This is a genomic window from Rhodococcus sp. 05-2254-6 (assembly GCF_002258565.1).
GTDB lineage: Bacteria > Actinomycetota > Actinomycetes > Mycobacteriales > Mycobacteriaceae > Rhodococcoides.
In genome coordinates this window covers 1-16166 of record NZ_NOZF01000184.1, presented here as the reverse complement: position 1 = coordinate 16166, position 16166 = coordinate 1, and the positions used below count along the sequence as shown (strand labels likewise).

At 66.5% G+C, this 16166-nt stretch carries 16 protein-coding genes; 7 read left to right on the top strand and 9 right to left on the bottom strand.

Translation table 11 applies throughout. The annotated features are described in order from the left end of the window. Positions 1-4 precede the first annotated feature (4 nt). From CH256_RS25440 to CH256_RS25430, 3 genes are all read left to right on the top strand, one after another. Positions 5-778, top strand: a complete 774-nt coding sequence (locus CH256_RS25440) for a DNA-formamidopyrimidine glycosylase family protein (RefSeq protein ID WP_094671200.1) — start codon at positions 5-7, stop codon at positions 776-778. A gap of 108 nt (positions 779-886) precedes the next feature. Continuing rightward, positions 887-1237, top strand: coding sequence for a YciI family protein (locus tag CH256_RS25435; protein WP_068051448.1), 351 nt, complete (start codon positions 887-889; stop codon positions 1235-1237). Continuing rightward, a complete protein-coding gene (locus CH256_RS25430) occupies positions 1234-2490 on the top strand; it encodes an RNA polymerase sigma factor (RefSeq protein WP_256989549.1) in 1257 nt (418 codons plus the stop codon). Before CH256_RS25435 ends, CH256_RS25430 begins: the two co-directional genes overlap by 4 nt. Positions 2491-2638: 148 nt before the next feature. Here CH256_RS25430 and glpD read toward each other — a convergent pair whose 3' ends face one another. The 3 genes from glpD to CH256_RS25415 all read right to left on the bottom strand — a co-directional run bounded on the left by glpD (position 2639) and on the right by CH256_RS25415 (position 7264). After that, on the bottom strand, positions 2639-4369 hold the full coding sequence (gene glpD / locus CH256_RS25425; RefSeq protein ID WP_094639003.1) for a glycerol-3-phosphate dehydrogenase: 1731 nt from the start codon (positions 4367-4369) through the stop codon (positions 2639-2641). Between the two features lie 131 nt (positions 4370-4500). Continuing rightward, positions 4501-5721 carry an aminotransferase-like domain-containing protein gene (locus CH256_RS25420; protein WP_094671196.1) on the bottom strand — a complete coding sequence of 407 codons (1221 nt, stop codon included), beginning with the start codon at positions 5719-5721 and terminating at the stop codon, positions 4501-4503. A 139-nt stretch (positions 5722-5860) separates the two neighbouring features. Beyond that, positions 5861-7264, bottom strand: a complete 1404-nt coding sequence (locus CH256_RS25415) for an NAD(P)H-quinone dehydrogenase (RefSeq protein ID WP_068051456.1) — start codon at positions 7262-7264, stop codon at positions 5861-5863. Between the two features lie 181 nt (positions 7265-7445). Here CH256_RS25415 and CH256_RS25410 point away from each other — a divergent pair, with 181 nt between their 5' ends. Beyond that, on the top strand, positions 7446-7910 hold the full coding sequence (locus CH256_RS25410; RefSeq protein ID WP_037188123.1) for a gamma-glutamylcyclotransferase: 465 nt from the start codon (positions 7446-7448) through the stop codon (positions 7908-7910). Between the two features lie 5 nt (positions 7911-7915). Here the strand turns inward: CH256_RS25410 and CH256_RS25405 are convergent, their stop codons facing one another. From CH256_RS25405 to CH256_RS25390, 4 genes are all read right to left on the bottom strand, one after another. Continuing rightward, on the bottom strand, positions 7916-8380 hold the full coding sequence (locus CH256_RS25405; protein WP_094671194.1) for a TrmO family methyltransferase domain-containing protein: 465 nt from the start codon (positions 8378-8380) through the stop codon (positions 7916-7918). A 14-nt stretch (positions 8381-8394) separates the two neighbouring features. Continuing rightward, positions 8395-9558, bottom strand: a complete 1164-nt coding sequence (locus CH256_RS25400; protein WP_094639006.1) for a M20 family metallopeptidase — start codon at positions 9556-9558, stop codon at positions 8395-8397. Next, positions 9555-10718, bottom strand: coding sequence for a M20 family metallopeptidase (locus tag CH256_RS25395; RefSeq protein WP_094671216.1), 1164 nt, complete (start codon positions 10716-10718; stop codon positions 9555-9557). The genes CH256_RS25400 and CH256_RS25395 overlap by 4 nt, the downstream gene beginning before the upstream one ends. Positions 10719-10811: 93 nt before the next feature. Then, positions 10812-11516, bottom strand: a complete 705-nt coding sequence (locus CH256_RS25390; protein WP_094671192.1) for an enoyl-CoA hydratase/isomerase family protein — start codon at positions 11514-11516, stop codon at positions 10812-10814. Here CH256_RS25390 and CH256_RS25385 point away from each other — a divergent pair. After that, the gene (locus tag CH256_RS25385) at positions 11515-12417 is read left to right on the top strand and encodes a purine-nucleoside phosphorylase (protein WP_373454880.1); all 903 of its coding nucleotides are present in this window, start codon (positions 11515-11517) and stop codon (positions 12415-12417) included. The genes CH256_RS25390 and CH256_RS25385 overlap by 2 nt on opposite strands. Then, complete coding sequence (locus CH256_RS25380; RefSeq protein WP_094639008.1) at positions 12414-14015, top strand: phospho-sugar mutase; 1602 nt, start codon at positions 12414-12416, stop codon at positions 14013-14015. The genes CH256_RS25385 and CH256_RS25380 overlap by 4 nt, the downstream gene beginning before the upstream one ends. An 18-nt stretch (positions 14016-14033) precedes the next feature. Here the strand turns inward: CH256_RS25380 and CH256_RS25375 are convergent, their stop codons facing one another. Continuing rightward, positions 14034-14882, bottom strand: a complete 849-nt coding sequence (locus CH256_RS25375; RefSeq protein ID WP_255183256.1) for a DUF2797 domain-containing protein — start codon at positions 14880-14882, stop codon at positions 14034-14036. Positions 14883-14962: 80 nt separating this feature from the next. Continuing rightward, the gene (gene upp / locus CH256_RS25370; RefSeq protein WP_037188128.1) at positions 14963-15586 is read right to left on the bottom strand and encodes a uracil phosphoribosyltransferase; all 624 of its coding nucleotides are present in this window, start codon (positions 15584-15586) and stop codon (positions 14963-14965) included. Positions 15587-15719: 133 nt separating this feature from the next. Here upp and CH256_RS25365 point away from each other — a divergent pair, with 133 nt between their 5' ends. Further along, the gene (locus CH256_RS25365) at positions 15720-16076 is read left to right on the top strand and encodes a type VII secretion target (protein ID WP_141215329.1); all 357 of its coding nucleotides are present in this window, start codon (positions 15720-15722) and stop codon (positions 16074-16076) included. Positions 16077-16166 lie beyond the last annotated feature (90 nt).

Below are 16166 nucleotides of genomic sequence, written 5' to 3'. Positions count from 1 at the left end.
ACCGATGCCCGAGGGCGATACCGTCTGGCGCGCTGCGAACACTCTGCGGGCAGCGCTGGAAGGCCAGCGACTGACGACCTGCGACATTCGCGTACCCCGTTACGCCACAGTCGACTTCACCGGAGAGACCGTCGATTCCGTCGCCTCACGCGGTAAGCACCTGCTGATCAGAGTCGGCGGCTACGTCATTCATTCGCATCTGAAGATGGAGGGCACCTGGCACGTCTACGCACCCGGCGCTCGCTGGCGTCGCCCCGCGTTCCAGGCACGCATCATCCTGAACACCGCCGACGCGCAGGCCATCGGGTTCGAACTCGGAGTGCTCGACATCGTCGAGGACGAGGACGAGGTTGTCGGCTATCTCGGACCGGATCTACTGGGTCCCGATTGGGACCCGAAAACCGCCCTGACCAATCTGGAGTCGGATCCGGCTCGTCCCGTCGGACTCGCTCTGCTCGATCAGCGCAACCTCGCAGGGCTCGGCAACGTCTATCGAAACGAGATCTGCTTCCTGCGTGGCATAGACCCGCGTACACCGGTCGGCGACGCCGGTGACCTGAAGAAGACGATCGACCTGTCCTATCGATTGATCATGGCCAACAAGGATCGAAACCAACGCGTCACTACCGGGGATCGACGCCCGGGCCGACACTTCTGGGTGTACGGCCGGGAGAACAAGCCATGCCGACGCTGCGGAACCACCATCGAATTCGGCCTGATCGGAGACAATCCACTCGAGGAACGGCAGATCTACCACTGCCCGCACTGCCAGAACTGAGGTCTGGCGAGATCGTCCGGTCCGTGGTGTCCTTTTCGACGAACCTCGTTCGTCCTTCGTGTGTAGGTCGACGAACGGCGCCGACCACGACGATTCCAAGGAGACCTCATGACCACGTACGCAGCCATCGTCTACACCCATGACGCCGACTGGACCTCGCCCGAGGTCGCGGACGAGATGGCCGAATACGGTGCATTCAGTGCCGCGGCCGGACCGGCGATCATCGGCGGAGCGGTCCTTCACCCCACCTCGACCGCCACCACCGTGCGCGTGTCGGGCGGGAAGGGAGGTGACGTCCTGACAACGGACGGTCCGTTCGCCGAAGCAAAAGAGGTACTCGCGGGGTTCTTCCTCCTCGAGGCACAGGACCTCGATGCCGCGATCGCACTGGCCGCACAGATCCCAGCGGCATGGAACGGAGCAATCGAAGTACGGCCGATCATCCCGATGGCTCAGTGAGCACACCGGCCGAGCACCTGGCGGCCGTGGTCCGTGACGAGGGTCGCCGAGTGCTGGCGACCCTCGTGCGCACCACCGGCAGCCTTGCCGTCGCCGAGGACGCAGTCTCCGAGGCTGTGGTGACCGCACTCGCTCACTGGCCTCGATCGGGTGTCCCCGACAATCCGCGCGCCTGGCTCACGACCGTAGCTCGAAACAAGGCACTCGACATCATCAGACGCGAGGCCGGGCGCACCACGAAGGAACGAGAGGCGGCGGATCTCGCCGTGCTGAAGCAGAATTGGAGCGAGAGCGACGAGTCCGCGATCGCCGACGATCTGTTGCGGTTGGTCTTCACCTGCTGTCATCCGACGCTCTCCGTCGACGCCCAGGTGGCACTGAGCCTGCGCACGCTCTGCGGGCTCGCCACGTCCGACATCGCCCGATTGATGCTCGTGCCCGAGGCCACCATGGCCAAACGCCTCACACGCGCGAAGAAGAAGATCGCAGCTGCCAACATTCCGTATCGAGTACCGGATTCGGCAGAGTTACCGCAACGACTCGACGCTGTGGCCACCACGGTGTATCTGATGTTCACCGCCGGCCATCTCGGGGGCGAGACGCTGGTGCGGCCGCAGCTGTGCGACGAGGCACTTCGGTTGGCCCGCTTGCTGATCGACCTGATGCCGGACGAGCCGTCACTCCAGGGGCTTCTGGCCCTCATGCTGTTCACGGACTCGCGCCGGGCGACCAGGACCGATGAATCGGGCGGCCTCGCCAGGCTGGAGGATCAGGACAGATCTCGGTGGAATCGAGAGGCTATCGAGGAGGGTGCTCGGTTGATGGACAGTGCACTGCGTCGCAACGACTCTCGGCCCAGCCGCTACACCATCCAGGCAGCCATCGCATCATGTCACTCCACTGCAGCGACCTACGCCGACACCGATTGGTCACGAATCGTCATGTTGTACGACGCGCTCGTGGTTGTGGAGAACACCCCGATCGTGGCACTGAACCGCGGTGTCGCCGTAGGGGAAAGCCAGGGTCCTGCCGCCGGGCTCGACGCACTCGACGCCATCGATTCTCTCGGCAGCCACTACCTGTGGCATGCCTGTCGAGCTGTGATGCTCGATCGCCTGGACCGCATGGAAGAGGCCGAGAACGCACGAACGGCTGCGCTTGCTCTCGACCCATCGCCGGTCGAGAGAGCGTATCTCCGGGCGCAGCTCGCGCCGTCCTCGCGCCCTGTCGAGCAAAGACGGGATGAAACCTGAAAGCTCCCTGTCAGGTGCGGCCAAGCCTGTTCACAGCTTCGCCGATCACCATGGGTCGTATGTTGACACTTGCGATACTCACCCTGCTGATCATGGCCGTGTCCGGCGCGACAGCTGCTCGCGCACCCCGGACGCTGGTTCGACTGCGCTAGATCGTGCGAACGGGTTCGAGGATTTCCTGGCGGGCCTCGGGAGCGACGACTCGCAGAGCGTCCGCCGAGGCGTCGTCGGGCTGGCGCTGTGACTCGATCTCGGCTTCCACCCGGGCGCGGTAGGTCTCGACCTCACGGTCCACCGTGGCCTCGTCCCAACCCAGGACAGGTGCGATCAACGCCGCAACCTGACCCGCACAGTTCATCCCGCGATGGGAGTACTCGATGGAAATCCTGGTACGACGCGACAGCACGTCCTCGAGATGCAGTGCGCCCTCGGCTGCTGCGGCGTACACCACCTCCACCTGAAGGTAGGCCGGCGCATCGGTGAGTGGTTGCAGCAGTTCGGGTTTGCCGTCGGCCATCGCCAGCACCTCGTCGATCAACGAACCGTACCGATCGAGCAGATGCGTCACCCGATGTGGATGCAGCTTGTACATCTCACCCAGATGCGGTGCCTGATTGACCAGGGCGAAGTAACCGTCGGCACCGACGAGGGGCACCTTCTCGGTGATCGAGGACGCCACCCGCACCGGGATGTCCTCGGCCGCCAGATCGACGGCGTCCTCGGCCATCACTCGGTAGGTCGTGTACTTGCCGCCGGCGATGGCGATGAGTCCCGGGGCCACCCGAGCGACCGCGTGCTCGCGAGAGAGCTTGGAGGTCTCGTCGCTCTCGCCTGCCAGCAGTGGCCGCAGGCCCGCGTACACACCGTCGATGTCCGCGTGGGTGAGCGGCGTGACGAGCACGCCGTTGACCTCGCCCAGGATGTAGTCGATGTCGGCTTTGGTGGCGGCCGGGTGTGCCAGATCGAGATTCCAGTCGGTGTCGGTGGTACCGATGATCCAGTGCGCACCCCACGGAATGATGAACAGCACCGACTTCTCGGTGCGCAGAATGATCGCGGCCTCGCTGACGATTCGATCCCGCGGCACCACGATGTGCACGCCCTTCGAGGCGCGTACGCGGAAGCGTCCGCGCATGTTGGACAGCGACTGGATCTCGTCGGTCCACACGCCGGTGGCGTTGATCACCACGTGTGCCCGCACCTCGGTGGTGGCACCGGTCTCCGAATCACGCACGCGCACACCGGATACCCGGTCGGCCTCACGCAGGAAACCGACGACCTGGGTGGAGGTTCGCACCACTGCGCCGTAGTGAGCAGCCGTCCTGGCGACGGTCATGGTGTGCCGGGCGTCGTCGACGACCGTGTCGTAGTACCTGATCCCGCCGATCAACGATTTGCGCTTGATCCCGGGCGACATCCGCAGCGCACCGGATCGAGTCAGGTGCTTCTGCTGCGGCACCGATTTGGCCCCACCCATGCGGTCGTACAGAAAAATCCCCGCGGCGATGTACGGACGCTCCCACAACCGGTGCGTGAGCGGGAAGAGGAACTTCAGCGGCTTGACCAAGTGCGGTGCGAGCGTGGACAGGGAGAGCTCGCGTTCGTGCAGGGCCTCACGGACCAGTCCGAACTCGAGCTGCTCGAGGTATCGAAGCCCACCGTGGAACATCTTGGACGAGCGAGACGACGTTCCCGACGCGTAATCCCGCGCCTCGACCAGCGCCACCTTCAGTCCGCGCGTCGCCGCGTCGAGGGCTGCACCGGAGCCGACGACGCCACCGCCGATCACCACCACGTCGAACTGCTCGGTTCCGAGCTGGTCCCACGCCTCCACCCGCTGGTCGGGTCCGAGGAACTTCGTATTCGATCGGTTGCTCATCTCGAACGCTCCATATCCATCGAAAATCCCCGCATTGCTTGCACGTCAGGCTACCGCCCCAGGTCCTCCGGGCGCAGAACCTGCCGTGGTCGAAACGGTCCGGTCGAAGCAGTCGGGTCGGGGCAATCGGGTCAGCGCACTTGCATCGACGCCGTGTGCGCGGCACCCAATCGTCGCACTGCCTCTGCCAGCACGATCGGGGTCGATCCGGCGAAGCTCAACCGCAGCGAGTGACGGTACTGCGCATCCGAAGCGAACGCCGTGCCCGGCACGAAGGCAACTCCGTGATCGAGCGCCGCGTCGAGCAACTCGCCGGTGTCGGTTCCGTCCCGGAAGGTGGCCCAGGCGAACATGCCACCCTCGGGGCGCGAGACGGTGAGCCGATCACCGAACTCGGCGACGAGAGCATTCGTCGATGCCGTTGCGCGAGAGCCGTACTCGCGCCGCAGAACGACCAAATGCGCATCGAGCCACGCGGTGTCGGCGAGCATCTCCGCTGCCATCAGCTGCGTCATCGAGGATCCACACAGATCCGCGCCCTGCTTGAGCAGTTCCACCGCCGCACAGACGCTGGGCGGGGCGACGAACCAGCCGACACGGAGCGTCGGAGCGAGGATCTTCGACGCACTGGAGAGTCGAATGACGCGATCGCTGTGACACGCGATCGGCAGCGGCGGAGCGCCGATATCGGATTCCGTTGTGTCGAAACATATCTCACCGTACGGGTCGTCCTCGATGACCCAGAATCCGTAGCGATCCGCGAGCGCCGCGAGGTGGCGTCGACGCTGCTCGCTCATCGTGACTCCCCGCGGATTGTGGAAGTTCGCGACGGTGTGGACAACCGCGGGACGAAGCCCCGCCGCCAGTCTGCGTTGGAGTTCGTCGGTGTCCATTCCGGTATCGGTGATGGGGATGGACTCGATGCGCGCTTCGGCGATCGAGAACACCTGCAGCGCACCGGTGTACGCGGGCTCGTCGACCACGACGACAGCACCGGGGTCGATCAGAGCCTGCGCGAGCAACGTCAGGGCCTGTTGCGAACCGTGCGTCACGATGACGGACTCGACCGGAACGGGCATTCCCCCGCGCGTGAGCGATTCCCTGGCTGCAACGACGCTACGCAGAGTGCGGTGGCCGGATGTCTCGCAGTACTGCACCGCGTCGGGGCGACGAAGCGCAGCCTCTGCTGCTGCGGCGATGCGGTCGATCGGTATCAGATCGGTGGCCGGTAGACCTCCGGCGAGGCTGATCACATCGTCGCGTGCCGTCAGAGCGAGGAGGTCACGGATGGCCGAGCTGGTGAGCGAGTCGGTGCGGGCGGCCAGGCCGGCGGAACGGTACGTGGTGGACATGAGAGAGGCTCCGGGGCAGCAGGAATGGGGAGACGGCCCGCGGATCCGCTGAGTCGAAGAAGGAGCGGACGGGTGTGTCCGCTCCTTCGACTGTCTCACGTGCTACCGAAATATGAAACGCAAGTCTCACATGATGAGATCAATCCAGATCGTCGTGCGCCATCAGCTGACGCGCGGCCTCGATGACCGAACCGGACAGCGACGGGTACACCGAGAACGTGTTCGCCAGGTCGTTGACCGAGAGGTTGTTCTGTACCGCCATCGCGATGGGCAGAATCAGCTCCGACGCACTCGGGGCGACCACGACACCACCGATGACGACGCCGGTCGCCGGGCGGCAGAAGATCTTCACGAAACCACGCTTGAGCCCACTCATCTTCGCTCGCGGATTCGTTGTCAACGGCAGCATCACCACGCGCGCCGGTACGTCGCCGGCGTCGATCTTGGACTGCGCGACGCCGACCGACGCGATCTCCGGCCGAGTGAACACCGCCGAGGCGACGGTCTTGAGCTTGATCGGACTGACGGCCTGTCCCAGTGCGTGATACATCGCAATGCGTCCCTGCATCGCCGCAACCGAGGCCAGCGGCAGCAGACCGGTGCAGTCACCGGCTGCATAGATGCCCGCGACAGCGGTCCGCGAGACGCGATCCACCCGCAGGTATCCGCCCTTGTCGAGTTCGATGCCCACCTTCTCGAGTCCGAGACCGGAGGTGTTGGGTACCGATCCGACGGTCATCAGCGCGTGGCTGCCCTCGACGGTGCGGCCGTCCGACAGCGTGACCAGAACGCCGTCGTCGGTGCGAACGACAGAATCGGCGCGGGCGTGCTTGACGAGGGTGACGCCGCGCTCGTTGAACGCGTCCTCGAGCACCAACGCGGCGTCCTCGTCCTCATGCGGAAGGACGCGGTCGCGGCTCGAGACCGCGGTGACCTTGACGCCCATCTCGGTGTAGGCCGAGACGAACTCGGCACCGGTCACACCGGATCCGACAACCACCAGGTGCTCGGGGAGGGACTCGAGATCGTAGAGCTGACGCCAGTTGAGGATGCGTTCGCCGTCGGGCTCGGCTCCCTTGACCACGCGGGGACGGGCACCGGTCGCGATGAGCACGACATCGGCGTCGAGGATGCGCTCCTCGCCGTCGGCGAGCACCGCCTTGATCTGGTGCGAGGCCATCCCGACGTGGGAGTCGATCATCTCGGCGCGTCCGGCCAGCAGCTCCACGCCGACGGAGGTGACGCGGTGGGCGATGTCGGAGGACTGCGCCTGCGCGAGGCTCTTCACACGGTCGTGAATCTTCGGCAGCGCGACGGCCGCCTGCGACGGATCGAGGGAGATACCGAGGTCGCTGGCTCGACGCATCTCGGTGCGAATGCCGGTCGAAGCGATGAACGTCTTCGACGGCACGCAGTCCCAGAGAACGCAGGCACCGCCGATACCGTCGGAATCGACGAGCGTCACCTCTCCGCCGTACTGTGCGGCAACCAACGCTGCTTCGTACCCTGCCGGACCACCACCGATGATCACAATCCGGGTCATTGATCCTCTTCTCGCATGCTCGAAATCTCTCGCTGTGTCGCGTCAACGGTATTCCAGAGGCCGCCCTCGCGCGTCGGTAGGGCTGGCTTGCCTTGCCCCGTAGGAGGGCGGACCTGCGGCGACGCACCGAAACACGACCACGAGGCGTCAGTGTGCACCGATACGGTTTAGGCTGGCCGACGTGCCAATTTATGCCGCCTACGGATCCAACATGCATCCGGAGCAGATGTTGCAGCGATGCCCTCACTCGCCCCTGTCGGGAACCGGGTGGCTGCACGGATGGCGGTTGACCTTCGGCGGTGGCGACATCGGTTGGGAAGGCGCGCTGGCCACGGTCGTGGAGGATCCCGACTCCCAGGTCTTCGTCGTGCTCTACGACGTGTCCGAGGAGGACGAGGAGAGCCTGGATCGCTGGGAGGGCTCGGAACTCGGCATTCACCGGAAGATCCGGCTGCGCATCGAGACCGGCCGAGAGCCGGTGCTCGCCTGGATGTACGTGCTCGACGCCTACGAGGGCGGCCTACCGTCGGCACGCTACCTCGGAGTCATGGCCGAGGCAGCCGAAATCGCCGGTGCCCCAGCCGAATACGTGCGGGACCTACGAACCCGCAACAGCCGTAACGTCGGTCCCGGTACCGCCTCGTAGTTCGATCAGAAGTAGTTCTTCATCACCGACGCCACCCAGGCCGGCTCGGTCACGTCCGCACGTTCCGGAACCATGGACTGCAGGAACGGTTTCACGTCGAGGACCGGTGAGCCGTCGATCGCGTCGAGACCTCGGACTCGGATGCGCAGTCCGTCCACGTCGACGATCTCGCACCGCGACACTCCGAGATGATTGGGCCGGTCCTTGACCCGTTGAGCGAGGACACCCACCCGAGGAAGCGTCGTGTCACCGCGGGGGTGCCGCGAGCCGGTGGTCGTCGCGGCCGGATCGCACAGGTGGAAGCCGTAGACCACTTCGAGGTGGGAGAATTCCGCGAGACCGAGGGTCGAGTCGGCGTCGAGCACACTGTCGTGGAGGTCGATGACGGATTCGACCGATCCCCAATTGTCGTCCACCACCTCGGCGCGTTCGGATCTGACGATCCCGATCGGCGACACATCGAACGCCATCTCGTCTCCTGTCTCTAGTTCGGATCCAGCGCGATTCCGGTCATCACCTTCACGCCCACGGCGAGTGCTCGTTCGTCGAGATCGAAGGTGGGCTGGTGGATGTCGAGTTGTGGCCCGGTACCCGGCCATACGCCGAGTCGAGCCATCGCGCCCGGCACTCGTTCGAGGTACCACGAGAAATCCTCGCCGCCGCCGGACTGCGCGGTATCGGCCAACGCGTCGGGTCCGACCCTCTCGATCGCCTTCTCGAACGTGTGCGTGGACGCCGGATCGTTGACCACGGGAGGCACGCCGCGACGGTAGTGCAGCTCGAAGCGGACACCGGTCGGTGCGAGCAATCCGGTGACGATCTCGCGGACCAGCGGTTCGAGCAACGCCCAGGTCTCGTGGTCGCCGGTGCGGACGGTGCCGGTCAGCATGCCGGTCTGCGGTATGGCGTTGGGGGCCTGGCCCGCGACCACCGCTCCCCACACCATGACCGTGCTGGTCCGCGGGTCGACGCGCCTGCTCAGCATTCCGGGCAGGCCGGTGATGACGGTGCCCAGTGCGTAGATCAGATCGGTGGTCAGATGCGGCCGAGAGGTGTGTCCGCCGGGCGAATCCAGCCGCAGCTCGACGGTGTCGGCCGCAGAGGTTATCGCACCGAGGCGCACGCCGACCTGCCCCACCTCGAGCCGCGGATCACAGTGCAGCGCAAAGATCTTGGTGACGCCGTCGAGCGCTCCCGCGGCCACCGCGTCGAGCGCACCGCCCGGCATGACCTCCTCGGCGGGCTGAAAGATCAGGCGCACCCCGTACTGCAGGTCCGGCAGTGACGCCAGCGCCAATCCGGTCGCGAGCAGCACCGTGGTGTGTGCGTCGTGCCCGCAGGCGTGCGACACCCCCGGCACGGTCGACGAGTACACCGCGCCGGTGTTCTCCTGCAGCGGCAGGGCGTCCATGTCCGCCCGCAACGCCACCCGCGGACCGTCGGGCCCGATGTCGCAGATCAACCCCGTTCCACCGGGGAGCGGCTTGGGCGACAGACCCGCCGCTTCGAGATGCTCCATCACGAACGCGGTGGTGCCGAATTCGCGTCGAGCAAGTTCCGGATTCGCGTGAATGTGCCGCCGCCACAGCGAGAGATCTGCCGTGTGCGCGTGAATCCACCGATCGATCGCGTCCTCGCGGGTACTCACGACTGCGCCGCCGAGCGAGCGGTCACGCCGTCGAGCAGACGGGCGCGAGTACCGGGATCGGCTGCGGCGCGCGCAGCAGTTCTGGCGAGACCGAGAGCTCCGTCGAGCAACGCTCGATCGGCCGACTCGGTGACACACGCGGCGGCGAACTCCGGCTGATGGGTCACCGCTCCTCCCGCATCGAGGCCGACGACGGGATGAATACCGGGTAGAACATTCGTCACGTTTCCCATGTCTGTGCTGCCCAACGGGCGAAATCCTTCCAAATCCGGAGCCAGGGGCGACCGGCCCAATGCTTCGATCTCCTGCCGAAAAGCCGCAGCCAGCCACGAATCCGGCGTCAACGCCGCATAGGTCGGCGACACCGTGCGGATCTCGTGAGTGCACCCGGTGGCGATTGCTCCCGCCTCGAAACACGCGTACGTCTTCGCCGTCAGAGCGTGCAGCGATTCGGTGGTGTTCGCGCGCAGGTAGTAGAGCAGCTCGGCATGGCCGGGCACGATGTTCGGTGCCACACCCCCGTCGCTGACGATGCCGTGGAACTGCTGACCCGGCGACAGATGCTGACGCAGGAGCCCGAGTGCCACCTGACTGATGGTCACCGCGTCGCCTGCGTTGATTCCCCACTCGGGAGCAGCCGACGCGTGCGCGGCACGGCCGGTGAACTTGACGGCGATGTCCGCCAGCGCCAGCGAGGTCGCACCCACGATGTCGAAGGGACCGGGATGGACCATCAACGCCGCGCCGACGCCGTCGAACACTCCTCGCTCGAGCATCAAGACCTTACCGCCGCCGGTCTCCTCGGCCGGGGTACCGAGCACTCGCACGGTGATCCCGAGCGCGTCGGCGACCGGAGCGAGCGCAAGCGCAGCACCCACAGCCGAGGCCGCGATGATGTTGTGCCCGCACGCATGACCGATCTCGGGCAGAGCGTCGTACTCCGCACAGATCCCGATCACCAGATCGCCGCTGCCGAACGACGCGGTGAACGCGGTGTCGATACCTGCGACGGCCGTCTCGATCTCGAAATCGTGGGCCCGGAGCGTGTCGAGGATCTTGGCGACGCTGCGATGCTCGGCGAACGCCAGCTCCGGCTCCGCGTGGATCGAGTGCGAGAGCGCAACCACTTCGTCGGTGGCGTCGGCCAGGGCGCGGTCCATCGCCTCACCCACGTCGGCACTGTTCGATTCGTCGATCACGAGAGACAGTGTGTCACTAGCGCGACCGACTGTCGGAACAGCTGTGCCGAGTGACTACTTCCCGAAGCTGAAGTTGCTGTCGTCGGTCGCAGTGTTCAGCGCGGCGAGCAGATCCACGTGCATGCGAGCCTTGATGCCGGCCAGGTTGGCACCCCGGGTGCTCGTCAGTGCGGCGGCCTTCGCGACCGCGTCGGACACCAGCGACTCCTCCGCTGCCGTCGCCTCGACGATTCCGGCAGCCACGGCGTCGGCACCGCCGTACCGGCGACCGGTCGTCATCGCCTCGACGGCGGTCTGCTTGGGCAGCCGGGAGTTGATCAGAGCAGACATTCCGACGGTGAACGGCATGTTCAGGTTCACCTCGGGCAGGCAGTAGAAGCCGCGATCGAGGCGTTGGATGCGGAAGTCGTGGGAGGTGGCGAACATCGCGCCTGCGCCGAAGGCGTGGCCCTGCACAGCAGCGACGGTGGCCATCGGAAAAGCGAGCAACCGGGTGTAGAGAGTGTGTACGCGGTCGAGATACCAGGTGATCTTGTCCAGGTTGGCGAACAGCCAGTCGGTGTCGAGGCCGTTGCTGTAGAACTTGCCCGCCGACGTGGTGACCAGCGCCGCCGGACCGGTCGAGGCCTCGACCTCGTCGAGCAACGCGTGGGTGGCGTCGATCCAGTCCGGATGGAACCGATTCTCGGGATTGTCCGCCCCGTTCTGGGCACCGAGGAACAGGATGTGGACGTCACCGTCGCGTTCGAGATAAGGCATGCAGCGGATACTACCCAACAGTAACTTCCGCCGGTCGCACATCCGTTGCGTCGATCTCCTACTGTTGTTCATCGTGGCAACCACCGACGCACATGCGACCGACCCCGTGACCGATCCCGAGGGTGCCGCGCGCACCGCCGCCGACGCACTCGCCGCAGCAACCGGAGTCGACACCCACACCGTGGCCATCGTTCTCGGTTCCGGATGGCAGGCGGCAGCCGACGTCTTCGGCTCCCCCACCGCGACCGTGCGCATGGCCGACCTGCCCGGGTTCGCGCCACCGTCGGCGTCGGGCCACTCCGGCACCATCACCTCGGTGGACGTCGGCGGCACCCACACACTGCTGCTGCAGGGACGCACGCATGCCTACGAGGGGCACGACCTGCGACGCGTCGTGCATCCGGTGCGAACCGCGATCGCGGCAGGTGCCACGACCGTCGTGCTGACCAACGCTGCAGGCGGTATCCGGGACGGCATGAGCGTCGGACAGCCCGTGCTGATCTCGGACCACCTCAATCTGACGGCTCGTTCACCCCTCGTCGGGGCGGAGTTCGTCGATCTGGTCGACGCGTACTCCCCCGAACTTCGGGCCCTTGCGGCCGACATCGATCCGTCGCTCGAGGACGGCGTCTACGCCGGCCTGCCCGGTCCGCACTACGAGACGCCCGCCGAGATCAGAATGCTGCGCACACTCGGTGCGGACCTCGTGGGGATGTCGACCGTGCACGAGACGATCGCCGCGCGAGCGAAAGGCGCACGCGTCCTGGGCATCTCGCTGGTGACCAATCTCGCCGCCGGAATGACCGGTGAGCACCTGAATCACACCGAAGTACTCGCCGCAGGCAAGGAGTCCGCTGCCCGCATGGGATCGCTGTTGCACGAGTTGGTCTCCCGCCTGTGACCGAGAATCTCACCGAGCGTGTACAACGATGGATCGCAGGCGATCCCGACCCCGCTGCTCGCGAAGAACTCGGCGGCCTGCCCGATGCCGAACTCGCCGACAGGTTCAGCGGACCGCTGACGTTCGGTACCGCAGGTCTTCGTGGCCCGGTGCGCGCGGGACCGAACGGGATGAACGTGGCGGTGGTGACGAAAACCTCGGCCGGCATCGCAGCCTGGTTGGTCGAGAACGGTCTGGGTGGGTCCACCGTCGTGGTCGGTCGCGACGCCAGGAACGGCTCCGAACAGTTCGCCTTCGCGGCCGCCGAAACCTTCTCCGCTCGAGGCTTTTCGGTGGTGATGCTGCCTCGGCCGCTGCCGACCCCCGTCGTCGCCTTCGCGGTGCGGGCACTCGATGCCGAGCTCGGCGTGCAGATCACCGCGTCGCACAATCCCGCTGCGGACAACGGGTACAAGGTGTATCTCCGCGGCGGCTCGCAACTGATCCCGCCGAGCGACGCCCAGATCGAAGCGCTCATCGAGGCCACTCCCGACGCGATCGAGATTCCGCGCGCGATAGTCCAGCCCGGCGGCTCCGACATCGCTTCTCGGTATCTCGATTCCGTTGTCGCACTGCCACGTTCGAGGGGTCGCGACATCCGCATCGCATTGACTCCCCTGCACGGTGTCGGCGGTGAACTTGCGACGGCAGCACTGCGGGGCGCGGGGTTCCGCGACATCCGGGTGGTCGAGGAGCAGTTCGAGCCCGATCCAGCGTTTCCGACCGTCACGTTTCCCAACCCCGAGGAGCCAGGAGCGGCCGACGCCGTGCTCGCGCTGGCGGCGGACATCGACGCCGATATCGCGATCGCCCTCGACCCCGACGCCGATCGCTGTGCGGTCGGGGTGCCGACGGACAGCGGGTGGCGCATGCTGACCGGCGACGAGACCGGGGCTCTGCTCGCGAACCATCTCCTCGCCGACGCGCCCGCCGACTCGCTGGTGGCCAACACGATCGTCTCGTCGCAACTGCTCTCGGCGCTCGCTCCGGCGCGCGGCGCTCGCTATGCCCGCACCCTGACCGGATTCAAATGGCTCGTCCGCGCGGGCGAGGGCCTGGTGTACGCCTACGAGGAGGCCATCGGGCACTGTGTGGATCCGAACGTGGTGCGCGACAAGGACGGTATCTCGGCCGCGGTGGTGCTCGCAGATCTGGCCGCCGGCCTGAAGCAGGATCGTCGCACCCTGCTCGACGTACTCGACGACCTCGCGGTCGAGTTCGGGGTTCACCTGGGCGCGCAGGTCTCGCGGCGGGTCGCGGACCTCGCCGACATCGGGAACATGATGCACCGGTTGCGCAGCGCACCGCCGACGGAACTGTCCGGCCGGACGGTCACCGTTCTGGACTACGCCCAGCGCGACGACGAATTACGCACCGACGCAGTCGAGATCAGCGGGTCGGGGCTGCGGGTGATCGTGCGGCCCTCCGGCACCGAACCCAAGCTCAAGGCCTACCTCGAAGTGATCGAGCACGTCGACGCCCCCGAGGACCTACCGAGAGCGCGGGCGGCAGCAGCCGAGATCCTGGCCGAACTGACCGACTTCGCCCAGCACCTCTAGGCGTCGACGACCCGAACGTCAGAACAGCGCCGACTGCACCGCAGGCAGATCGGACGTGAAGGCCCCGAGTTCGATTCGCCGACCCTTCAACGGCGCAAGATCCACGACGTAGGTCTCGTCGTCGACGGTCGCGATCACCGCCTGCCCGACGCATGTCCTGATCTCGAGTCCGTGGGAACCGGTTGCGACATCCGCGGGGTAGGCGACGCGGCTGACGTTCTCGCTCAACGCCTCCCGGCCTGCGGGCGGTGCCCATGGTTCGTCGATCGGGGTGCAGCCGGCGACGCCGGCCTCGGTCAGCATCTCGCGGACCTGCTGGGCCCGGACGGCGACGGCGGCCTCGAGCCTGTCCACGCCGATCGGCAGACACAGCGAGGCGGCTTTCGCCGCGGACCGCACGGCCTGCCGTAGCCCCATCGATTCGGTCACGAGGTCCTCGGCCACCCGGACGGCCTTTCCGTCGTCGGCATGGGCGACGTACCGCGCGCAGATGGCACCCTGCTCGGCGAGCCGACCCCATTTGCGCGTGTCCGCCGCCGTCCCGATCTTGAAGGTGCCGTTTGCGAACGCCGCAAGATACAGCCAATGCGGTTGCATCACATGCTTTTCCAGATCACGTGAGACGAATCCGCTGCGATGCACGGTGTGCACGAATCGAAAGCTGTCCTTGTCGGCGCACGTCGCGCACTGTCCCGACGCGACGGCCCGCTCCCGACCGGGGCACGGCACGTAGCGCGGCGGGCCGTCGGCCCGAAATGCCATGCGCCCGGTGCAGTACCGATCGGTCGAAGCACCCGGCGCACGGAAACCGAGCCTGCGGCCGACCAGTTCGTGGAACTCGATCTGCTCGGTGTCGACATCGAGCACCCGCAATCTCGGTCGCGGTGTAGGTGACGCCTCCGATGGCCAGGAGACGCCGAGAACCAATCGACCTGCGACAGAGGGAGTCAGCGCGGACCGAACTGACGATCGCCCGCGTCACCGAGGCCGGGAACGATGAAGGCGTTGTCGTTGAGGCCGTCGTCGATGCTCGCTGCCACCAGTCGCACCGGCAGTCCCGAGGCTTCGAGCGCGGCAACTCCTTCGGGAGCGGCCACGACGCAGATGGCGGTGACGTCCGCCGCACCGCGGCCGACGAGCAGTTCGATCGTGTGGACCATGGATCCGCCGGTGGCGAGCATCGGGTCCAGCACGTAGACGGGCGTCTGCGACAGGTCGTCCGGCAGGGATTCCATGTACGGGACGGGCTGATGGGTTTCCTCGTCACGGGCCATTCCGACGAAACCGACGCGGGACTGCGGGATGAGGCTGCTGGCCTTCTCGACCATGCCGAGGCCTGCGCGCAGAACCGGGACCAGCAACGGCGGTCGCGCCAGCCTGGTGCCCTCGGTGACCGCGACGGGCGTGCGTACCTCGAAGGTGTCGATCGCAGCGTCGCGAGTGGCCTCGTAGACCAGCATGTGAGTGAGCTGACGCAGAGCCGACCGGAACGTGGCATTGTCGCTGCGCTCGTCCCGCATCGTGGTGAGCAGGGCTGCGGCCAGTGGGTGATCGACCACGTGTGTTTCCATGCCGACAAGGATAGGACCTGGGCGGCAGGACGCGAACGGCAACTCGGGGGAACCGAATGGCACGTACCCGCGTCGAACCAATTGGGCGTCGCACTCGGCGACCGTGAATCGATCGCATTCTCAGGGGGCACTGATGGCCGAGCTCGTCGTCGAAACCGAGGGGGTCCTCGCGTACGGTGCGGTGGCGTCGACCATGGCCGAGCAGATCGCCGCGGCAAGTGCTGCCGCCGCCGCGTGCGGCCCCGCGGTGCTGGCTCCGGTCTTCGGTCTGATCGGACAGGAGTTTCTCGGTGCGGTCACCGGCACCCATCTGGCGCACACCGACGCCGTCGTGCGCCTGGCGAGCACGGTGGCGAGCATCGGTTCCGCGGCCACCGCATCCGCGGTGTCGTACGCCCTCACCGATGCCGGAACCGGCGCAACCGTTGCGGCCTCGGCCGCTGATACCACCGCGGCCTCGGCCGCCGGTATCGCACAGGACGAGCGGTAAGCGCCGATGATCGATCTGCTGGCCCGTCCCATCGTCGATCTGCTCGGAGCCTTCGGCAACGGGGCGCTCCCCACCGGCGGTCCGGCTGAC